The organism is Algoriphagus ornithinivorans (assembly GCF_900115305.1).
Lineage (GTDB): Bacteria > Bacteroidota > Bacteroidia > Cytophagales > Cyclobacteriaceae > Algoriphagus > Algoriphagus ornithinivorans.
Genome location: NZ_FOVW01000003.1, coordinates 426,768 through 441,843, shown reverse-complemented (window position 1 = coordinate 441,843; position 15,076 = coordinate 426,768). Strand labels below are relative to the sequence as shown.

Sequence of the window (15,076 nt, the reverse complement as noted above, 5' to 3'; positions counted from 1 at the left end):
CTCTTGAGCCTTTTTCTATATTAGTAAAGAAAGTATTTTTGACTATGACCATTCAACAACTCGAATACCTAATAGCTGTGGATAAACACAGGCATTTTGGCCAAGCAGCTGAGTCTTGTTTTGTAACGCAGCCAACTTTGAGTGCTCAACTATCCAAATTGGAAAACGAGCTTGGAGTTATACTTTTTGATAGAAGTAAAATGCCTGTTATTCCTACTGAGATTGGAGTGCAGATTATCGCTCAGGCGAAAAAGGTGGTATCCGAAAGTAGAGGCGTTTTGGAACTGGTTGCTCAGTTGAAGGGTGATATTTCTGGCACTATCAAATTGGGAATTATTCCAACTCTAGCTCCATATCTTTTATATCGATTTGTGAGGAGTTTCTTGGAGAAATATCCCAATGTAAAACTGGATGTTCAAGAAATGGTCACCGAGGAGGTAGTAAGAAAGTTGAAAAATGATGAATTGGATATGGGTATCATAGTGACTCCTCTCGGGGAGTCTGGGATTGTGGAAAAACCCATGTTTTATGAAAAGTTTTATGCTTACCTATCCAAAAGTCATCCACTATTAGCACAAAAGGAAATAAAGGCTAATCAAATTAAATCAGAAGAGCTCTGGATCATGCAACAGGGTCACTGTTTTAGGGATCAGGTGATCAATTTTTGCGATCAGAGTAATAGTGGCCATCAAAATTTCCATTATGAGAGTGGGTCTTTGGAAGGTTTGAAAAATATGGTCAATCGCTACCAAGGAATGACGCTGCTTCCGGAGTTGGCAACGTTCGAATTATCTGATGAGGAAAAGTCAAGATTAAGACCATTTGAAGGGCTCCCGCCAACTAGGGAAGTGAGTATTATTCTGAATAGAAGTTTTTTGAAACAAAAACTAGTGGAACTGCTGTACAATGAAATAACAGAGGCCATCCCACAAGAGATGACCTCAAAGGCTCATGGCAAGATCGTCCGTTTTAAGTAATTATTCTTTCTTCAGAATATACCTTTGAGCAAGATCGCCCTTGATGACATTTCCCTCATTGTCCAAATGCCAAATTTTGCCTTCTCCTACCTTGTATCTTCTTGAAGCTCCGCCTAATCCTGAAAGTGTGATTTCGCTTCCTTTTTCATCCCAAACAAATGGGCCTGTGTAAGACTCTTCCAATGCGTCATTTTTCCCCAAATAGGACGCTTTGTATTCATAAGTCCCATTGGCAGAAAGTGTGATTTTGGTTTCTATTCCTTCGCAGTCGGCACAGGGTAGAATACCCCTGTAAGTTCCTTCCCAGTCTAATGAGTTTTGAGAATTATCTCCTGATTCAATAGGTATTTCTATTGTATCTGGAAAATCTCCCATAGCTACTTGCCCCGTTTCATTTTCTAATTCAGAATCAGAGAACTCCTTTTTTTCTTGTTTTCCACAGGAAATTAGACCCAAAAAAATGAGTGGAAGGACTAGGATTTTATACATAGTTTTCATCGTTGAAAGAAGATGGACTATCTGAAAACTTCAACAAAGTTTCAATAGGAATACGCGATGCTTTTTCATTGAAAGGCTTTTCAATCACTCAGATTTATTCCGCTGAAAGAGATTTTCTCGTGCTGTTATACCCAACAACTAGTATAGTTGTCAACTGCTTGCTTTCAAGTAGCTCAATTTGTTTTTTGTCCAAGTCAGCCAAAATAGAATTTCCCATGTTTTCGTAGAAAGCTGCTCTCTCTTTATAATAGTTTACGAAATAAGGGTTTTCGGCAATTTTTTTATTCAGCTTTTCAAGAATATGAGCTGCAGACTCTGATCTTTCTGGAATATAAAAGCCGGTTTTTTCCGTTCCCGCTAATTTAAATTGAACCGTCAGTAAATATTCCTGCCCAAAGTATTCAGGACCTACCAAAGCAGGGCTACCTTCAGCAATTAATTTGTCAAAGGTTCTTGTTACCTCTTCTTCAAGCATTTTGTTTCCTGCTACTAGCATTGGGTTTTGTTTCAATTTTCCACTTTCATCAAATTGAATAACAAATGTTACTGGTCCCTCAATGCGCTCCGACCTCAGTTCACTACCATATTGGAGATTTTTGGACATAAATTTATTAAACTCATGGATTCCTTCTGAATTTTGTGCCATGCTCCCTAATGAAAAATTCAAGAGAAAAATGGATAAAACAAGTAGCTTTTTCATGTTAATTGAATTTGGTTGCGTATGAATTTAATAATCTAACGTAGTAAAACCTATTAAGTTAGTATCTGTATTAAAAAATAATTAGGAAATCAAGGTTTTTAGCTTTTTGCCAAATATTATTTTGATGCTTTCCATCACTCCTTGATTATTAGTGTCTTGAAAAAAACTGAACTTTTAAAAAGTCTTTCCAGAAATCTGTCGCGTGCTCGTAACACCAAAAACCTTAAAAGACAGGGAAGAAATAATACTGCTTTCCAGATTTTGAGCTTTTAAAAGATCTGCCGTTGCCTCTTGTTCTTGTCCCAATTGCCGGTGTATTTGCGAACGAAACCTTAAAAATTCCTGGTCGAAAGGATAGTCCTGAACCAATCTATTGACAATTTTAAATGCCTTCTCAGGCTTATTTTTTTGCACGTAGCGGATTGCACGATTTTTATTTGATTCCTTTTCCTCGCTCAACATTTCAAAACTGAAAACAAGGAGATATTCCTGATTTAGATCTTTGTCATCTACAATGATCGGATTCCAATTTTTTTGAGCTGCCTCAAATCCTTTCAGAACTTCCTTATTGAAAAAAGCTTTGTCTTCCTGATCAAGTCGGTAACTATCAATTGCACCTGTAGAATCAAATTTTAAGGCCAAACTCACATAACCCCCAGTTTTACTTCTCAATGCTTCCCTTGGGAATCGCATTGATTGATAGAAGCCTCTCTCCCAAGCTCTTTCTGCTTCCAATTTTAGAAGAGCGTTATCCTGTCCAAATGCCGAGGTCAAAGAGAAAAAAAGAAGAATTCCTAAAAGCTGTTTCATTTCGAGAGATTTTACTGATCCTCGATAATAAGAAGTTCAACTAAAAATAAAAAATGTGTGAGGCTAATTATTCTCTGGGATCAAATCATTGGTACAAAGATCTCAGAAGAGAATGTGTCCATGATGGCTTTATGGTTTTTATACACCAAACTGAGTAAGGTGATGATCCAAATGTTTGTAAAACAAGTTATTCCACTCTTGAGCAGTCATAGGCCCAAAAGAAGGTGATTCTTTCCCTTCAAAATGATCTTCGCCGAATTTTTGAGTTTTCCGTAAGTAAGTAATCAATTGGTTCTTTTCTCTTTCAAAATCTCTCCTGTCTGAAATAATGAAAACAGGTGCTGTACGGGCATTTCTAGGATATGGTTTTTCATTGACCACTCCTTTTTTTACAAAAGTTTTGAGCAAAAAACGCATCAAAGCATTGGGTTTGGGATGCTTATCTGTGAAGGCCATTTCATATGCCACTGCACAATGTGCCAGCATTTGATCCACTTTCATTTTACCCCAATTTGGTTGCGTATCGGGATTTAATCGGTTGATTCGGTCGATTAGCTCTTCGGTAACTTCCGCTTTGAAAATGTTTTTCATGTGTTTATAATTTGCTTTTCAATTGTCACATGGAATCTCGCAAAATAGAAACATTCCTGTGTCTGTCGATTCGGACATGCTCGATTTCAAGTGCTGTTAGGGTCTGAATTTTAAGCAAGTAAATCAATTATTTTCTCTCTAAAAAAATAATTATAGATTGGTTTATAAAATAAACCTATTTATATTTGCATCGAAGATCAATTATCTGACACTATGGAAAAACAACTTTCAGGTTCTGAATCACTTCGCATTATTACGGAGATGATTTCAAATGCAAAAAGAGAAACGGCCGGGGACGGTGGGTTTCAAATGCTCTTATGGGGCTGGGTGATAGCCTTGTGTAATTTTGGCCATTACATACTATTTAATCTTGGCTATGAATATCCTTACATCGTATGGTTGTTAGTGGTGCCTGCTGCCTTTATCAGTTTTTGGAAAGGTATGCAGCTATCCAGAAAAGCAAGGGTTAAATCTCATATTTCTGATGTGATCAACCAGCTTTGGATTACGGTATTCGTGGGGATTATCATCATCCTGGCTTTTATGCCTATTATTTCCTTCAATCAAAACCCTATCATTTTGATTTTGGCAGGGATTGGAATGTTTGTGACTGGAGCTTTAATTAAAGCTAAAGTTGTCAAAGGCGGTGGATTATTACTTCTAGTAGCGGCAGTAATCAGTTTTATGTTGCCGGTTTCAGAACAGTATTTACTGTCCGGTTTTGCAATCCTTTTGGGTTATCTTGCACCCGGATATTACCTCAAAAAACAGTATCGTGAGCGAGTTTAAGCCATTAGATCCTCTTTTACATTCACAGCTGCGGCTAGCAGTCATGTCCCTTCTATTAAGTGTGGAAGAGGCGGAGTTTACCTATATCAAGGAAAAGACAGAATCCACTGCGGGAAATCTTTCTGTACAGTTGGATAAGTTGGAAAAGGCTGGCTATCTGGCGATCGAAAAATCATTTCGAGGCAAGAGACCTTTGACTACCTGCAAGATTACTCAGAAAGGTGTGAAGGCCTTTGAGGCCTATGTGGAAAATCTTAAAAATTATATCAGTTAAAAAAATTTCTTTATTTAGTTTATAATATAAACCAATTTACAAATGAAAAATCTAATTCAAATTCTCAGCTTGATTTTAATCTGTCTAGGCATCTCAACTTATGCAACTGGGCAGCAATATGAATTAAATCCTGAAATACAGGAAAGAATGAAGCAGCTTTCCTTTTTGGAAGGAAAATGGGAAGGTTCGGGCTGGCGTCTAGCTCAGGACCAGAAGAAATATACCTTTAATCAAACCGAAGATGTTTCTTTCCAGCTAAGTGGAACCCATCTTCAAATAGAAGGTATGGGGATTTCGGATGGGAAGGTCGTTCATCATGCTATTGCAATGATCAGTCCCACCAAGGATGAAAACCGGTTTGAATTTGCCTCCTACTTGCAAAGCGGGCAAAAGGGAAATTTCAAAGCCGAAATGAAAGAGGGGAAGTTTTATTGGTATCCAAATGAGCAAGTCCGATACATCATTACTCTCAACGAAAAAGGGCAGTGGTTTGAAATCGGTGAATATAATATGGGCGATCGCTGGTTTCAGTTTTTTGAGATGACCTTAGATAAGGTTGAGTAAAAAGATATAGCTCCGGATGATTTCCGGAGCTTTTTTAAATAGTAAGCATTTCATTTTCAGGAGAAGAACTTGTATGGTTTACAATCTCCAATTCCTTTTCAGCTATTTCCATTAATTTTTCTCTCTCTGAATAAAATTTAATCATTTGCCAAAATAAGAAATAGGTAATGATATCTATTGCAAAACTGGCGATCAATAGTTGGGTCAAATCAATCAATTCCTCTAAACTATCAGTTTTCATCTTCCAGATTATTCGACCTAGTATCATTGAGATAACAGTAAATGTCCACCATGGACTCAGGATATTCTTGGCTTTGGAACCTACATCTACACCTACTTTTTTCAAATAATTGGCGCTCTCCTCTACCATCTCTTTCATAATGACATAAGGTCTAAAAAGATTTAAAAAAGGTACAAACCAAGCCCCAGCGGCCCAACCTTCTGACAGTTGAAGGTAATTGAATTTTTGATGGAGATTGAAATAAGCTCTTCTAAACCACATGATAAATAGGATCATAAAGGAGATATACAGTCCTATCAAAGTCACACCCAACAACTGGTCAATATGATCGATTAACTCTGCATCCATTTGATTAAAATCCTCTCCTATTTTGACCTTGTGTAAGAAGTCCAGCTTGTATGTGTTGAAAATTATCCCAACCACTGAAAAAAAAATGTATAACAGCGATATCTTTTTTGCCCAATCTGCACGACTAGCGTTTGATCTAAATTTTTTCATAAAATCAATCTAAAATCACCTTTTCATTTTTAGGATACTTCACCTCATATTGAAACCCTAGTTTCTGTTGAGATCCAGGAGGAACTGTGATTTGCCAGGTAATGATTCCAGTATCGCTATCTAATTTTCCGCCGGATAATTCAATGGCAGAAACAGATATGTTGGAGTTCACCGAAACCGGAATTTGATCCTTCACTTCAATGCTTATAGTTTGGGACTTATTATTTCTAAGTGTGATTTCATAGCCTCTGGACTCGGTCACATTGGAGCCAATGGTCCTTTTCTTGGTAAAGCTCTCGACTTTCTCGCGTTGAACAAGGATACTTCTATCCCTTCCCATCGATATAGCCAATGTATCTTCCAGAACTCCGGCATTTAGGATTGATCTGCCGACAAAGCCATCTTCAAAATATAAATTGCTTTCACCTTCTAAAAAGCTATACTGACTCCAATCTGCCAGCTGAGCAATCAAGAACACATCCTTATCCAGCTTTGGAATGACCTTATACTGATAAGTTGCCGGGATATCATAATTTTTCAAATCAACCAAAGTCCGCTCCCCATTGGTTTTGATAGTGTAGGGTTCGTTTACGGAAATTTCTACGGTAGTTTGATTTTCTTGAAATGTGGTTTGGAGAGGAGACGCCGAAAGAGTAGAATTTCCTCTTATTTTAATTGAATTTCCAGTCATTTCTTTCTTTTGACTTGCTTGATACCCTGCAACTACTACTTCCTCCAAAGCCATCATTTCCTCTATTAAGGATACATTTATGGTAGATTTGTTTGTAATAGGAACTTCCTGAGATTGAAAGCCAACAAATGAAAACATTAAGCTTCCGGCTCTTGGAGGAATGGTTAAATTAAAGCGCCCGTCCAAATCGGTAGAGGTACCAACAGTGCTGCCTTTGACCAATACACTCACTCCCGGAATAGGTTGTCCGTCGCTTGCACTCACCACCACTCCGCTGATTGTTCCATTAAAAGGTTGTGCATTTCTGGGCTGGAATACGGTTAATCGGGCATAATTTAAGTCCCAGCGATCAATCTGTGGAGCCATACCGCTCTGATTGGGATTCCCATTGGAGAAACGCAATTTTACTTGATTCCAATCCACGCCGGTATTTTGATATACCTCCGCTTTATAATTGATGGCCATTGGCGAATTCACATTTTTTACACGAACATCGTATTTTGGATACCATCCTGCATTGGCAACCAAATAATTGAACTCCAACTGCGCATTACCTGCAGATGGGGCCTTGATACGAACCCGGATTTCGCTTTTGGATTCTTGCTTACTTTCCTGAATGGATCGAATTTGATTTTCTAACTGCCTAATCTGTAATCTTTTCTCAGCTCTTTTTTGATCCAAATTCATTTGTTCCGTTTTGATTTTCATCAATTCGGTATCATAGAGTTCTAGTGCTTGTCTGAATTCGGCAGCTGTTGGCCCTCCCTGATTTCCACGTAGATTTTTATTGGCATCCAGCAGACTGATTTTTTCCTTCAAAACCTCCAGTCGGAGCGCATCCTGCTGCATGGAGATATCCAATTTGTTGATTTCTGCCTGTAATTTTTGAACAGTCTCATTTTGGTCTTTCTCTGACAAAAAATCCATTCGCTTATTTACCGCTTGAATGGTGAAGTTGCCAAAAGCTTTGACTTGAATGCTTTTTTCTTCCAAATAGGGGGAGAGCCCTTTGATAATAATAATGGATTCTCCTGCGGGAATGCTGGTCTGAGCCTTTTCAAAAACCTGAGCCCCATTTAAAAAAAGCGTCACCTCCTGGATTTGAGACTCGATTTTTTTCTCGGGAAAACCTTGGGAAAAGGAATAAAAGATCAGAGAGAAATAAAGAAGGGTGAAAAATGAATACTTCATAGCTTTTTAAATTTTATGAAAAGAAATAAAAAAATCGTTCTCCCCAAAAGATCAATTGATAAAAATTCTGGTGACTGAAGCAGGGTTTCTTATTTTTGCCCAAATTTTAATTTTAAAGAATGACTTTATTTCAATCCATTATTATCGCGATAGTCGAAGGCCTTACTGAATTTTTACCTGTTTCCTCCACTGGTCATATGATTTTAGCCTCTGCGGCCATGGGAATTCATGACGATGAGTTTGTGAAGACTTTCGAAGTTTTCATACAGCTAGGGGCAATTTTGGCCATTGCCTTAATGTATATCAAGCGTTTTTTTCGATCGCTGACGATTTATTATAAATTGCTGGCTGCATTTATTCCTACCGCGATTGTGGGTCTTTTGGCTTATGATTTTATCAAAGGCTATCTGTTCAACCCTGTAGTAGTTTCTGTTTCTCTGATCTTGGGTGGGATTATTTTGATTTTCATTGATAAAAAAGTAGTGAGTCAAAAAGCCACTCACGTGGACGTGGAGGATATCTCTTACAAAAGCGCCTTTTTTATCGGGCTTTTCCAGTGTCTTTCCATGGTACCCGGAACGTCTAGGGCTGCTGCCACGATCATTGGTGGAGTTTTCAATGGCTTGGATAAAAAGCAAGCAACGGAATTTTCCTTTTTATTAGCTGTGCCTACAATGATGGCTGCCGGAGGCTATGATTTAATCAAATCTGAATTGGTATTTACACAAGCCCAAATTGTAATGTTGGCTGTGGGATCAGGAGTAGCATTTATTGCTGCATGGATTGCGGTGAAGTTGTTTTTGAAATACGTTTCCAGCCATGGTTTCACCGCCTTCGGATGGTACAGAATTGCCTTGGGTGTACTTTTCCTCATCTTTATGTGGGGTACGGATTTGGGGTGATTGTAAAGTTGATTTAACAACTCAATCAATTTTTGTAAAATGTATTTAACAAAAAACCCTCCTCAGTTAATTCTGAGGAGGGTTTTTACTATTTGGAAGTTGAGCCTACTTATCTCGAAGGGTCAATCTTATTCTTGTTTTTCACATATTTTTCCAACCAGGTATTCATTTCATAAAGGGTATGCAAAATGGATTCCTGAGCTGCATAGCCATGGCTTTCATGAGGCAAGAAAACCAATCTGGCAGTCGCTCCATGACCTTTCAAAGCATTGTAATAACGCTCAGACTGAATCGGGAAAGTTCCGGAGTTGTTGTCGGCCTCTCCATGAATCAATAGAATCGGAGTTTTTACTTTATGAGCAAATGAGAAGGGAGACATATTGAAATATACCTCCGGCGCTTGCCAGTAGGTACGTTGCTCATACTGGAATCCAAAAGGAGTTAGTGTACGATTATATGCACCGCTTCTGGCGATACCTGCCGCGAATAGATCTGTATGAGAAAGCAAATTGGCTGTCATGAAAGCACCGTAAGAATGTCCTCCAACACCAATTCTATTTCGGTCTCCGATTCCCAGTTCCACGATATGATCAATTGCTGCTTCTGCATTTGCTACCAACTGCTCTATGAAGTAATCATTCGGCTCCTTGTCCCCTTCACCTACGATAGGCATCTCCGTCTGATCCATGATGGCATATCCCTGAGTCACCCAGTAAATCGGGGAGCCCCAGCTAAGTCTCGTAAATCTGTATTTGGATCCTCTTACCTGAGAAGCAATTTCAGCGGATTTATATTCTCTAGGGTAAGCCCACATCAAGACTGGTAATGGAGCATCTTTTCCAGGGGTAAATCCTTCTGGAGTATAAATGACAGCTGAAAGATCCAGTCCGTCCTTTCTCTTGTATTTCACCAACTGCTTGTTGATTCCTTTGATGGATTCGAAAGGATGCTCAAAATTGGTGACTTGAAGGGGAGCAATTCGCTTTTTGGTGTTTACTAACCAATAGTTAGGCTGGATGTCAGTACTTTCTTTGACAGTAATAAATTCAGAACCCTCTTCATCCAAAAGTTTCACCACTCTTTCATAGTAAGGTGCCTGTGATCTCCAGAGGATTTTTTGTTCTTTAGTTTTAGCATTGAAAGTGGATAAGAAAGGCATACTTCCTTCCGGGCTTCCGCCTTCTGAAGTCATGAAAAGCAAATCACCTTTTCTTAATAATACATTTCTGCCGTACTGGTTTTCGGTGTACATAGGATCTCCCGGATCATTGTAGATGTCGTCATAGGAGCGATCGATGATGACCCTTTTCGCCTGAGAAGGATTGGATGGGTTGATCACTGATCGGATTTCTCTTCTGGCTCCAAACCATCTTTCATTTAAAATCGCAAAATCATCTGTTGACCAAGCTATACCTCCAAATCGAAGGGAAGTAGAGGCTAACTTTTGTTTTTGACCTGTAAAAGGAGCCGCTAGGGTATAGACTATTTCACGCTCCTCCATTTTTACTTTGCCATCTCCTCCGTCTTGAGCTTCTACCCAATACAAAATCGCAGGTTTATCCGCTCTCCAATTGATGCTTCTTGGACCAGTAACAGTTGCATCAAATCCGGTAGGTCTTTCTTCATCCAAAGGAATTTCAGCAAGTGTTTTTACTTTTTTTCCATCCTTGGACCATATTTCTACATCATAAGGGAACCTGGAAGCAGGAACTAAATAAGAAAATGGCTTTCTAATGACATCAACCAAGATGTAAGATCCATCCGGAGAAAGGTCAAATGATTTGATCATTCCGCTGTTTCCCACTGCTTTTTTGCTGCCGTCCAATCCGATCAACATCAGCTGAGAATCCATGAAATAGGCAAACAAAGCCTCATCATAAGGGTTGCTCAACAAATCCTGATAGGTTCGGGATGGTGCGGCATTTCCGGTTGTTTCTTGTACGACAGGACCAGCCGGTGCAGCTGGCGCCTTCGGAATAGATCCGCGGCTTGGATTCACAGCTTTTACCAAAATCTGATTATCAGGAGTCCAGGTCATTACATTTCCATAGACATCATTCAAGATGGCATCTGTTAATTTCTTAGCTTCGAAATTGCTCATATCTACCACCCACAGGCTAATTCCGTTTGCTTCTGTATTAGTGAATGCAAGATATTTTTCATCTCTGGATAGTGCCAAGCCTCCAATGGAAGCTTTTTCGGGAAGCCCTTTGATCTGGATTTCCTCACCACTACGGGTCATTTTGATTTTGATATTTTCCACTCCGCGGCTTCGGCTTGGTCCTGAAGTAGCTGGATTGATTCGCATTCCAGCGATTCGTAGTTCAGGCTGAGCCAATTCCTCTATGCTAGGATTGTCTGCTCTTTCCAAAAGCATCATCCAATCTCCATTCTTTGAAAAAGAAACAGATGGTGTACTTGGTGCATTGACCAGATCCGCTATAGCCTTCGGGGGCGTTTGATAGGTTGTTTGGGAAAAAGCCTGTACGCTGATTCCCAATAATAACCCAAAGAGTAAATAGTTGATTTTTCTTTTGAGGTTCATATTCTTAGAAGCTTATTTCTTTGAAGTTACATTCGTAGGCTATAGGAATATCAAAATTCTCAATTAGTGGTGATATGCCTATTTCAAGTGATGGATTTGGTGATTATTGAATTCTTTGAGGCTATGGCTAAAGTATTTAAATGGCTTATTGCTTATATTCGTATTCACCCCAAACTCACCCCGCTATGAAAACTTACCTAGGTATCGTATGCCTTTTCCTCATGTCCTTTTCCCTTCAAGCCCAAAAGTTCAAACCCAGTGGAGGGCTGAATTATTCCGATGTAAATTCCTCAGACGATGTCTTGAATGGCAAAGGAGGCTGGCAAGCTGGCCTGGGAGTTGAATTCGGTGAAGGAAAAATGTACGTGGAACCAGGCATTTTCTATACTGTAAAAAAACTGGATCTCACAGGCTCCCCCTCTCCTGATTTAACTGCCACATTTCCTGATTTGGAAGGCATAAGAATACCCGTGAATTTGGGTATTTATCTGGCAGGAAATTCAGAGTCAGCTGTAGCTTGGAGAGTATTTGGAGGACCTTCTGTGTTTTTTCTTACAGGCGATAATGAGGCTTACTCCGATGATATACAGTCGACCAACTGGGGAGTTTTTGCCGGAACAGGTTTAAATCTTTCAATTGTTTTTATTGATATGGCCTACGAATGGTCTGTCAACGATATCTCTACCCAATTTGCAACTATTGATTTTGGGAGAACAAATGGATTTTTTGCACAGGCTGGTTTGAGGTTTGAGCTTTAGAAGCTAGCAAAAAAAGTCCTTTCAGAAAATCTTTGCCTGATCGCTACATTCAATTCAATGCATAAAAACATTCATGAATTAGAGCTTCACAAACGGGAATGAAAGAGTTGACTTTTCGTATAAGTAGAATATTGAGATTTACTTATCAGTTATGTCGACACAAATTGAATTCGAGCAGGTGATTCACCGTGGCTGCGGCCTAGATGTACACCAAAAGACGATCGTATCTACTGTCAGTGGTATTGACGTTGCGACTGAGACCCGAACTTTCGGGACTTTTACCTCCCAAATTGAGGAGCTTAAAGTATGGCTAAACTCTCTTTCCATTACTCATATTGCCATGGAAAGTACCGGAGTTTATTGGAAACCTGTCTATAACATACTGGAAGAGGATTTTAAGATTATTCTGGTAAATGCCAGGCACATCAAGCATGTTCCCGGTCATAAGACGGATAAAAAAGACAGTGAATGGATTGCCAAGTTGCTGCTGAGCGGTCTGTTAAAAGGGAGTTTTGTTCCTGCCGAGTGGATACGGGAGCTGCGGGATCTATGCAGGTATAAACGTAAACTGATTGCACAGCGTGTCGCCCAACGCAACAGGGTGCATAAAATTCTGGAAGACGCCAATATCAAACTGGCCTCGGTGGCTTCAGACATCTTTGGAGTCACGGGTACACTGATCATCGATGCCTTGATCCAGAAACAGGAGGATGCTGAATACCTGGCCAACCTTGCCAAAGGCTCGTTGCGCAAAAAAATGGCAGACCTCAAACTTTCTCTTCAGGGAAGACTCACCGAGCACCACCGATTCATGCTATCTACGCTGCGTGATTCCATGGATTCGATCAGCTCACAGATCGGGGACATCGAGGCTAGAATTGAGACTTATGCAGTCGAGGTTCAACAGGAAGTCGAGTTACTCCAGACCATTCCGGGAGTGGGAAAAGAAACCGCCATAAATATGCTGGCCGAGTCAGGCATTGACATGGAGGTTTTTCCTGATCACAAACACCTGGCATCCTGGGCAGGAGTTTCCCCGGGCAACAACGAAAGTGCAGGCAAGAAAAAGTCAACCCGAATCACACATGGGAACAAATACCTGAAAACTGCATTGGTTGAAGCTGCTTGGGCCGCATCACATACCAAGGATACCTATTTGAGCCGTAAATACGGAGCAATAGCTGCGCGAAGAGGATCCAAAAAGGCACTGATTGCAGTGGCCCACAAAATAGTGATTGCGCTATATTATATCCTCAAAAATAAAGAGCCCTACCTTGAGCCTGACGATACGGTTTATCAGCAAAAAAGAAAGCAGGCGCAGATTAAGAAATCTTTAGAGCGCCTGCGCGGGCTCGGGGTCCAAGTGGACATCCGTCCCAATTAAATTTAAGTAAAAGTTCGAGCTTTTATTGGTGATCTACAAGTCCCGGAATAAAAACTGAACTGAAAGGCCAAGAACAAACGGTTATTGCTTCGAGCATGTAGAAAAAATTTTACTCTCTTACTTGGCCTAACTTATTTAAACCATTTTACAACCTCTATGAGGGTAGAAAAAGTATGCCCTCCCAGTTCTGAAAATAGCTAAATAGGCCACTTTCTGGTTTTTCTCTTTCAGAAAAAAAAGCCCTGAATTTTTGATTCAGGGTTTAAGTTTTTATTTGGGATAAGGTTTATTTACCTCGCTCACCGATTGAAATCATTGCACATCTAAAGCCAATGTGGTTAGTGGCAGAATCCTGATGCATAAATCTTCTGGTACCTGGAGCCAACCAATATGTTACATCTCTCCAGCTTCCTCCTTTATAAACTCTCATTTCGTCAGTGATCATTGATACCTCATAGTTAGATACGTCATCGCCGTATCCATCTTTTCTCAATGGGTTCAAATCATCTGCATCTTGGTAAGTCAATGGACGGTAAACATCATAAACCCACTCATTCATGTTTCCAGCCATGTGATACAAGCCAAAATCATTTGGAGCCATATCATACACGTTCGTAGGAAGGATTTCACCGTCATTTCTTTGGTTACCGGAGATACCTCCGTAGTCACCACGACCTCTTTTGAAGTTCGCCAAGAAATCACCTTGCTTACCCTTACGCTTTACATTGTATGGGTTTCTTACTCCTCTTCCATCCCAAGGATAAATTCTACCGTATTCTTGATTTTCGTCCAAATATTGCGTTCCAATCATGGCTTTTGCAGCATATTCCCACTCAGCCTCACTTGGTAGACGATAATCAGCCAAAGCAACTCCTCTTTCGATTAATTGAGTTTTGGTAAAGGTAGAGTCCAAGCCTCTTTCTTTTCTAACTAACTCCTGTACGTAATCTGTTCTCCACTTTGCGTAGATGTTTGCCTGAGACCAAGAAACTCCCGCTACCGGATAAAAATTGAAACCAGGGAACCTGAAATAGTAGGACTGGTACATGTCGTTGAAAGACAAAGCTCCACCCCATACATCATCTTTAGGTTCTAATTTCTTCAATGAGTCAGCGCTTACTTTTTTCTTCATATCGAAAAGGAATTCACGATAGTCATTGTTCGTGATTTCGGTTTCGTCCATGTAGAAGTTGGCAACCGTGACAGTTCTTTCCAAGTTGTCTCTGAAAGCCATCACATCCTCTTCCTGAGAACCTAATACAGCTCTACCTCCTTGAATGAATTTCAAGTTAGGTCCAGGGATTTGTTCGGCATTTCTAGCTACGAAAAAGTTGGTCGAATCTTGTTCATTAAATGAAAATTCCGCACCGGTTGTAGCACTTTTCTTTCCTGGCTTGTTGGCAGTTCTTCTACCATAGCCCGGAGTTTTGTTACAGGAAGAAAGAACAGAACCACCGACGATCATCAGTGCTGCTGCCCACATTCCCCATGATTTGTTACTGAAACGCATATATTCTAGGAGTTTAAATCTAGTTTAAGAGTGCTAATATATAGTCAATCCTAAGTACTTCCAATGATTTGAAAATTTGTTATTCTCTCAGTTTGAGCCAAAAAAGCCCGAAATAGGGAGAATCCTGCAAATTTCTTGTGCAAAACTGCAATA

General features: G+C 39.9%; 15 protein-coding genes. 7 read left to right on the top strand and 8 right to left on the bottom strand.

Going from position 1 to position 15,076, the window contains the following annotated elements; translation table 11 throughout:
- Nucleotides 1-44 precede the first annotated feature (44 nt).
- Nucleotides 45-977 carry a hydrogen peroxide-inducible genes activator gene (locus BM073_RS06210; protein WP_091651953.1) on the top strand — a complete coding sequence of 311 codons (933 nt, stop codon included), beginning with the start codon at nucleotides 45-47 and terminating at the stop codon, nucleotides 975-977.
- Here the strand turns inward: BM073_RS06210 and BM073_RS06205 are convergent, their stop codons facing one another.
- From BM073_RS06205 to BM073_RS06190, 4 genes are all read right to left on the bottom strand, one after another.
- Nucleotides 978-1,466: a copper resistance protein NlpE gene (locus BM073_RS06205; RefSeq protein ID WP_175557859.1), complete on the bottom strand. Its 489-nt coding sequence runs from the start codon at nucleotides 1,464-1,466 to the stop codon at nucleotides 978-980.
- 103 nt (nucleotides 1,467-1,569) lie between these two features.
- On the bottom strand, nucleotides 1,570-2,175 hold the full coding sequence (locus BM073_RS06200; protein ID WP_091651949.1) for a hypothetical protein: 606 nt from the start codon (nucleotides 2,173-2,175) through the stop codon (nucleotides 1,570-1,572).
- A gap of 174 nt (nucleotides 2,176-2,349) precedes the next feature.
- Nucleotides 2,350-2,985 carry an energy transducer TonB gene (locus BM073_RS06195; RefSeq protein WP_091651947.1) on the bottom strand — a complete coding sequence of 212 codons (636 nt, stop codon included), beginning with the start codon at nucleotides 2,983-2,985 and terminating at the stop codon, nucleotides 2,350-2,352.
- 138 nt (nucleotides 2,986-3,123) lie between these two features.
- Nucleotides 3,124-3,576 carry a DUF1569 domain-containing protein gene (locus BM073_RS06190; RefSeq protein ID WP_091651945.1) on the bottom strand — a complete coding sequence of 151 codons (453 nt, stop codon included), beginning with the start codon at nucleotides 3,574-3,576 and terminating at the stop codon, nucleotides 3,124-3,126.
- A 213-nt stretch (nucleotides 3,577-3,789) separates the two neighbouring features.
- Between BM073_RS06190 and BM073_RS06185 the strand changes: the two genes are divergently transcribed.
- Genes BM073_RS06185 through BM073_RS06175 form a run of 3 tightly spaced genes read left to right on the top strand, consistent with a single transcriptional unit; the run spans nucleotide 3,790 to nucleotide 5,203 of the window.
- Nucleotides 3,790-4,365: a hypothetical protein gene (locus BM073_RS06185; protein ID WP_091651941.1), complete on the top strand. Its 576-nt coding sequence runs from the start codon at nucleotides 3,790-3,792 to the stop codon at nucleotides 4,363-4,365.
- Nucleotides 4,352-4,639, top strand: coding sequence for a winged helix-turn-helix domain-containing protein (locus tag BM073_RS06180; RefSeq protein WP_217643093.1), 288 nt, complete (start codon nucleotides 4,352-4,354; stop codon nucleotides 4,637-4,639). Before BM073_RS06185 ends, BM073_RS06180 begins: the two co-directional genes overlap by 14 nt.
- A gap of 42 nt (nucleotides 4,640-4,681) precedes the next feature.
- Nucleotides 4,682-5,203 carry a hypothetical protein gene (locus BM073_RS06175; RefSeq protein ID WP_091651936.1) on the top strand — a complete coding sequence of 174 codons (522 nt, stop codon included), beginning with the start codon at nucleotides 4,682-4,684 and terminating at the stop codon, nucleotides 5,201-5,203.
- A 34-nt stretch (nucleotides 5,204-5,237) separates the two neighbouring features.
- On the opposite strand, the gene BM073_RS06170 is transcribed toward BM073_RS06175, so the two are convergent.
- Together BM073_RS06170 and BM073_RS06165 are read right to left on the bottom strand one after the other, a co-directional pair.
- On the bottom strand, nucleotides 5,238-5,942 hold the full coding sequence (locus BM073_RS06170) for a DUF4328 domain-containing protein (RefSeq protein ID WP_091651933.1): 705 nt from the start codon (nucleotides 5,940-5,942) through the stop codon (nucleotides 5,238-5,240).
- A gap of 4 nt (nucleotides 5,943-5,946) precedes the next feature.
- Nucleotides 5,947-7,824: a DUF4139 domain-containing protein gene (locus tag BM073_RS06165; protein WP_091651931.1), complete on the bottom strand. Its 1,878-nt coding sequence runs from the start codon at nucleotides 7,822-7,824 to the stop codon at nucleotides 5,947-5,949.
- Nucleotides 7,825-7,943: 119 nt separating this feature from the next.
- On the opposite strand from BM073_RS06165, the gene BM073_RS06160 reads away from it, so the two are divergent.
- Nucleotides 7,944-8,726 carry an undecaprenyl-diphosphate phosphatase gene (locus BM073_RS06160; RefSeq protein ID WP_091651929.1) on the top strand — a complete coding sequence of 261 codons (783 nt, stop codon included), beginning with the start codon at nucleotides 7,944-7,946 and terminating at the stop codon, nucleotides 8,724-8,726.
- Between the two features lie 109 nt (nucleotides 8,727-8,835).
- On the opposite strand, the gene BM073_RS06155 is transcribed toward BM073_RS06160, so the two are convergent.
- Nucleotides 8,836-11,271 carry an alpha/beta hydrolase family protein gene (locus BM073_RS06155; protein ID WP_091651926.1) on the bottom strand — a complete coding sequence of 812 codons (2,436 nt, stop codon included), beginning with the start codon at nucleotides 11,269-11,271 and terminating at the stop codon, nucleotides 8,836-8,838.
- A 185-nt stretch (nucleotides 11,272-11,456) separates the two neighbouring features.
- On the opposite strand from BM073_RS06155, the gene BM073_RS06150 reads away from it, so the two are divergent.
- Together BM073_RS06150 and BM073_RS06145 are read left to right on the top strand one after the other, a co-directional pair.
- Complete coding sequence (locus tag BM073_RS06150) at nucleotides 11,457-12,029, top strand: outer membrane beta-barrel protein (protein ID WP_175557858.1); 573 nt, start codon at nucleotides 11,457-11,459, stop codon at nucleotides 12,027-12,029.
- A 151-nt stretch (nucleotides 12,030-12,180) separates the two neighbouring features.
- Nucleotides 12,181-13,413: an IS110 family RNA-guided transposase gene (locus tag BM073_RS06145; protein ID WP_091651919.1), complete on the top strand. Its 1,233-nt coding sequence runs from the start codon at nucleotides 12,181-12,183 to the stop codon at nucleotides 13,411-13,413.
- Nucleotides 13,414-13,699: 286 nt separating this feature from the next.
- Here BM073_RS06145 and gldJ read toward each other — a convergent pair whose 3' ends face one another.
- Nucleotides 13,700-14,923: a gliding motility lipoprotein GldJ gene (gene gldJ / locus BM073_RS06140; protein ID WP_091651916.1), complete on the bottom strand. Its 1,224-nt coding sequence runs from the start codon at nucleotides 14,921-14,923 to the stop codon at nucleotides 13,700-13,702.
- Nucleotides 14,924-15,076 lie beyond the last annotated feature (153 nt).

Excerpts from the sequence above, each read along its gene's own strand:
- BM073_RS06210 (WP_091651953.1), top strand. The coding sequence starts at position 45 with ATGACCATTCAACAACTCGAATACCTAATAGCTGTGGATAAACACAGG.
- BM073_RS06205 (WP_175557859.1), bottom strand. The coding sequence starts at position 1,466 with ATGTATAAAATCCTAGTCCTTCCACTCATTTTTTTGGGTCTAATTTCC.
- BM073_RS06200 (WP_091651949.1), bottom strand. The coding sequence starts at position 2,175 with ATGAAAAAGCTACTTGTTTTATCCATTTTTCTCTTGAATTTTTCATTA.
- BM073_RS06195 (WP_091651947.1), bottom strand. The coding sequence starts at position 2,985 with ATGAAACAGCTTTTAGGAATTCTTCTTTTTTTCTCTTTGACCTCGGCA.
- BM073_RS06190 (WP_091651945.1), bottom strand. The coding sequence starts at position 3,576 with ATGAAAAACATTTTCAAAGCGGAAGTTACCGAAGAGCTAATCGACCGA.
- BM073_RS06185 (WP_091651941.1), top strand. The coding sequence starts at position 3,790 with ATGGAAAAACAACTTTCAGGTTCTGAATCACTTCGCATTATTACGGAG.
- BM073_RS06175 (WP_091651936.1), top strand. The coding sequence starts at position 4,682 with ATGAAAAATCTAATTCAAATTCTCAGCTTGATTTTAATCTGTCTAGGC.
- BM073_RS06170 (WP_091651933.1), bottom strand. The coding sequence starts at position 5,942 with ATGAAAAAATTTAGATCAAACGCTAGTCGTGCAGATTGGGCAAAAAAG.
- BM073_RS06165 (WP_091651931.1), bottom strand. The coding sequence starts at position 7,824 with ATGAAGTATTCATTTTTCACCCTTCTTTATTTCTCTCTGATCTTTTAT.
- BM073_RS06160 (WP_091651929.1), top strand. The coding sequence starts at position 7,944 with ATGACTTTATTTCAATCCATTATTATCGCGATAGTCGAAGGCCTTACT.
- BM073_RS06155 (WP_091651926.1), bottom strand. The coding sequence starts at position 11,271 with ATGAACCTCAAAAGAAAAATCAACTATTTACTCTTTGGGTTATTATTG.
- BM073_RS06150 (WP_175557858.1), top strand. The coding sequence starts at position 11,457 with ATGAAAACTTACCTAGGTATCGTATGCCTTTTCCTCATGTCCTTTTCC.
- BM073_RS06145 (WP_091651919.1), top strand. The coding sequence starts at position 12,181 with ATGTCGACACAAATTGAATTCGAGCAGGTGATTCACCGTGGCTGCGGC.
- gldJ (WP_091651916.1), bottom strand. The coding sequence starts at position 14,923 with ATGCGTTTCAGTAACAAATCATGGGGAATGTGGGCAGCAGCACTGATG.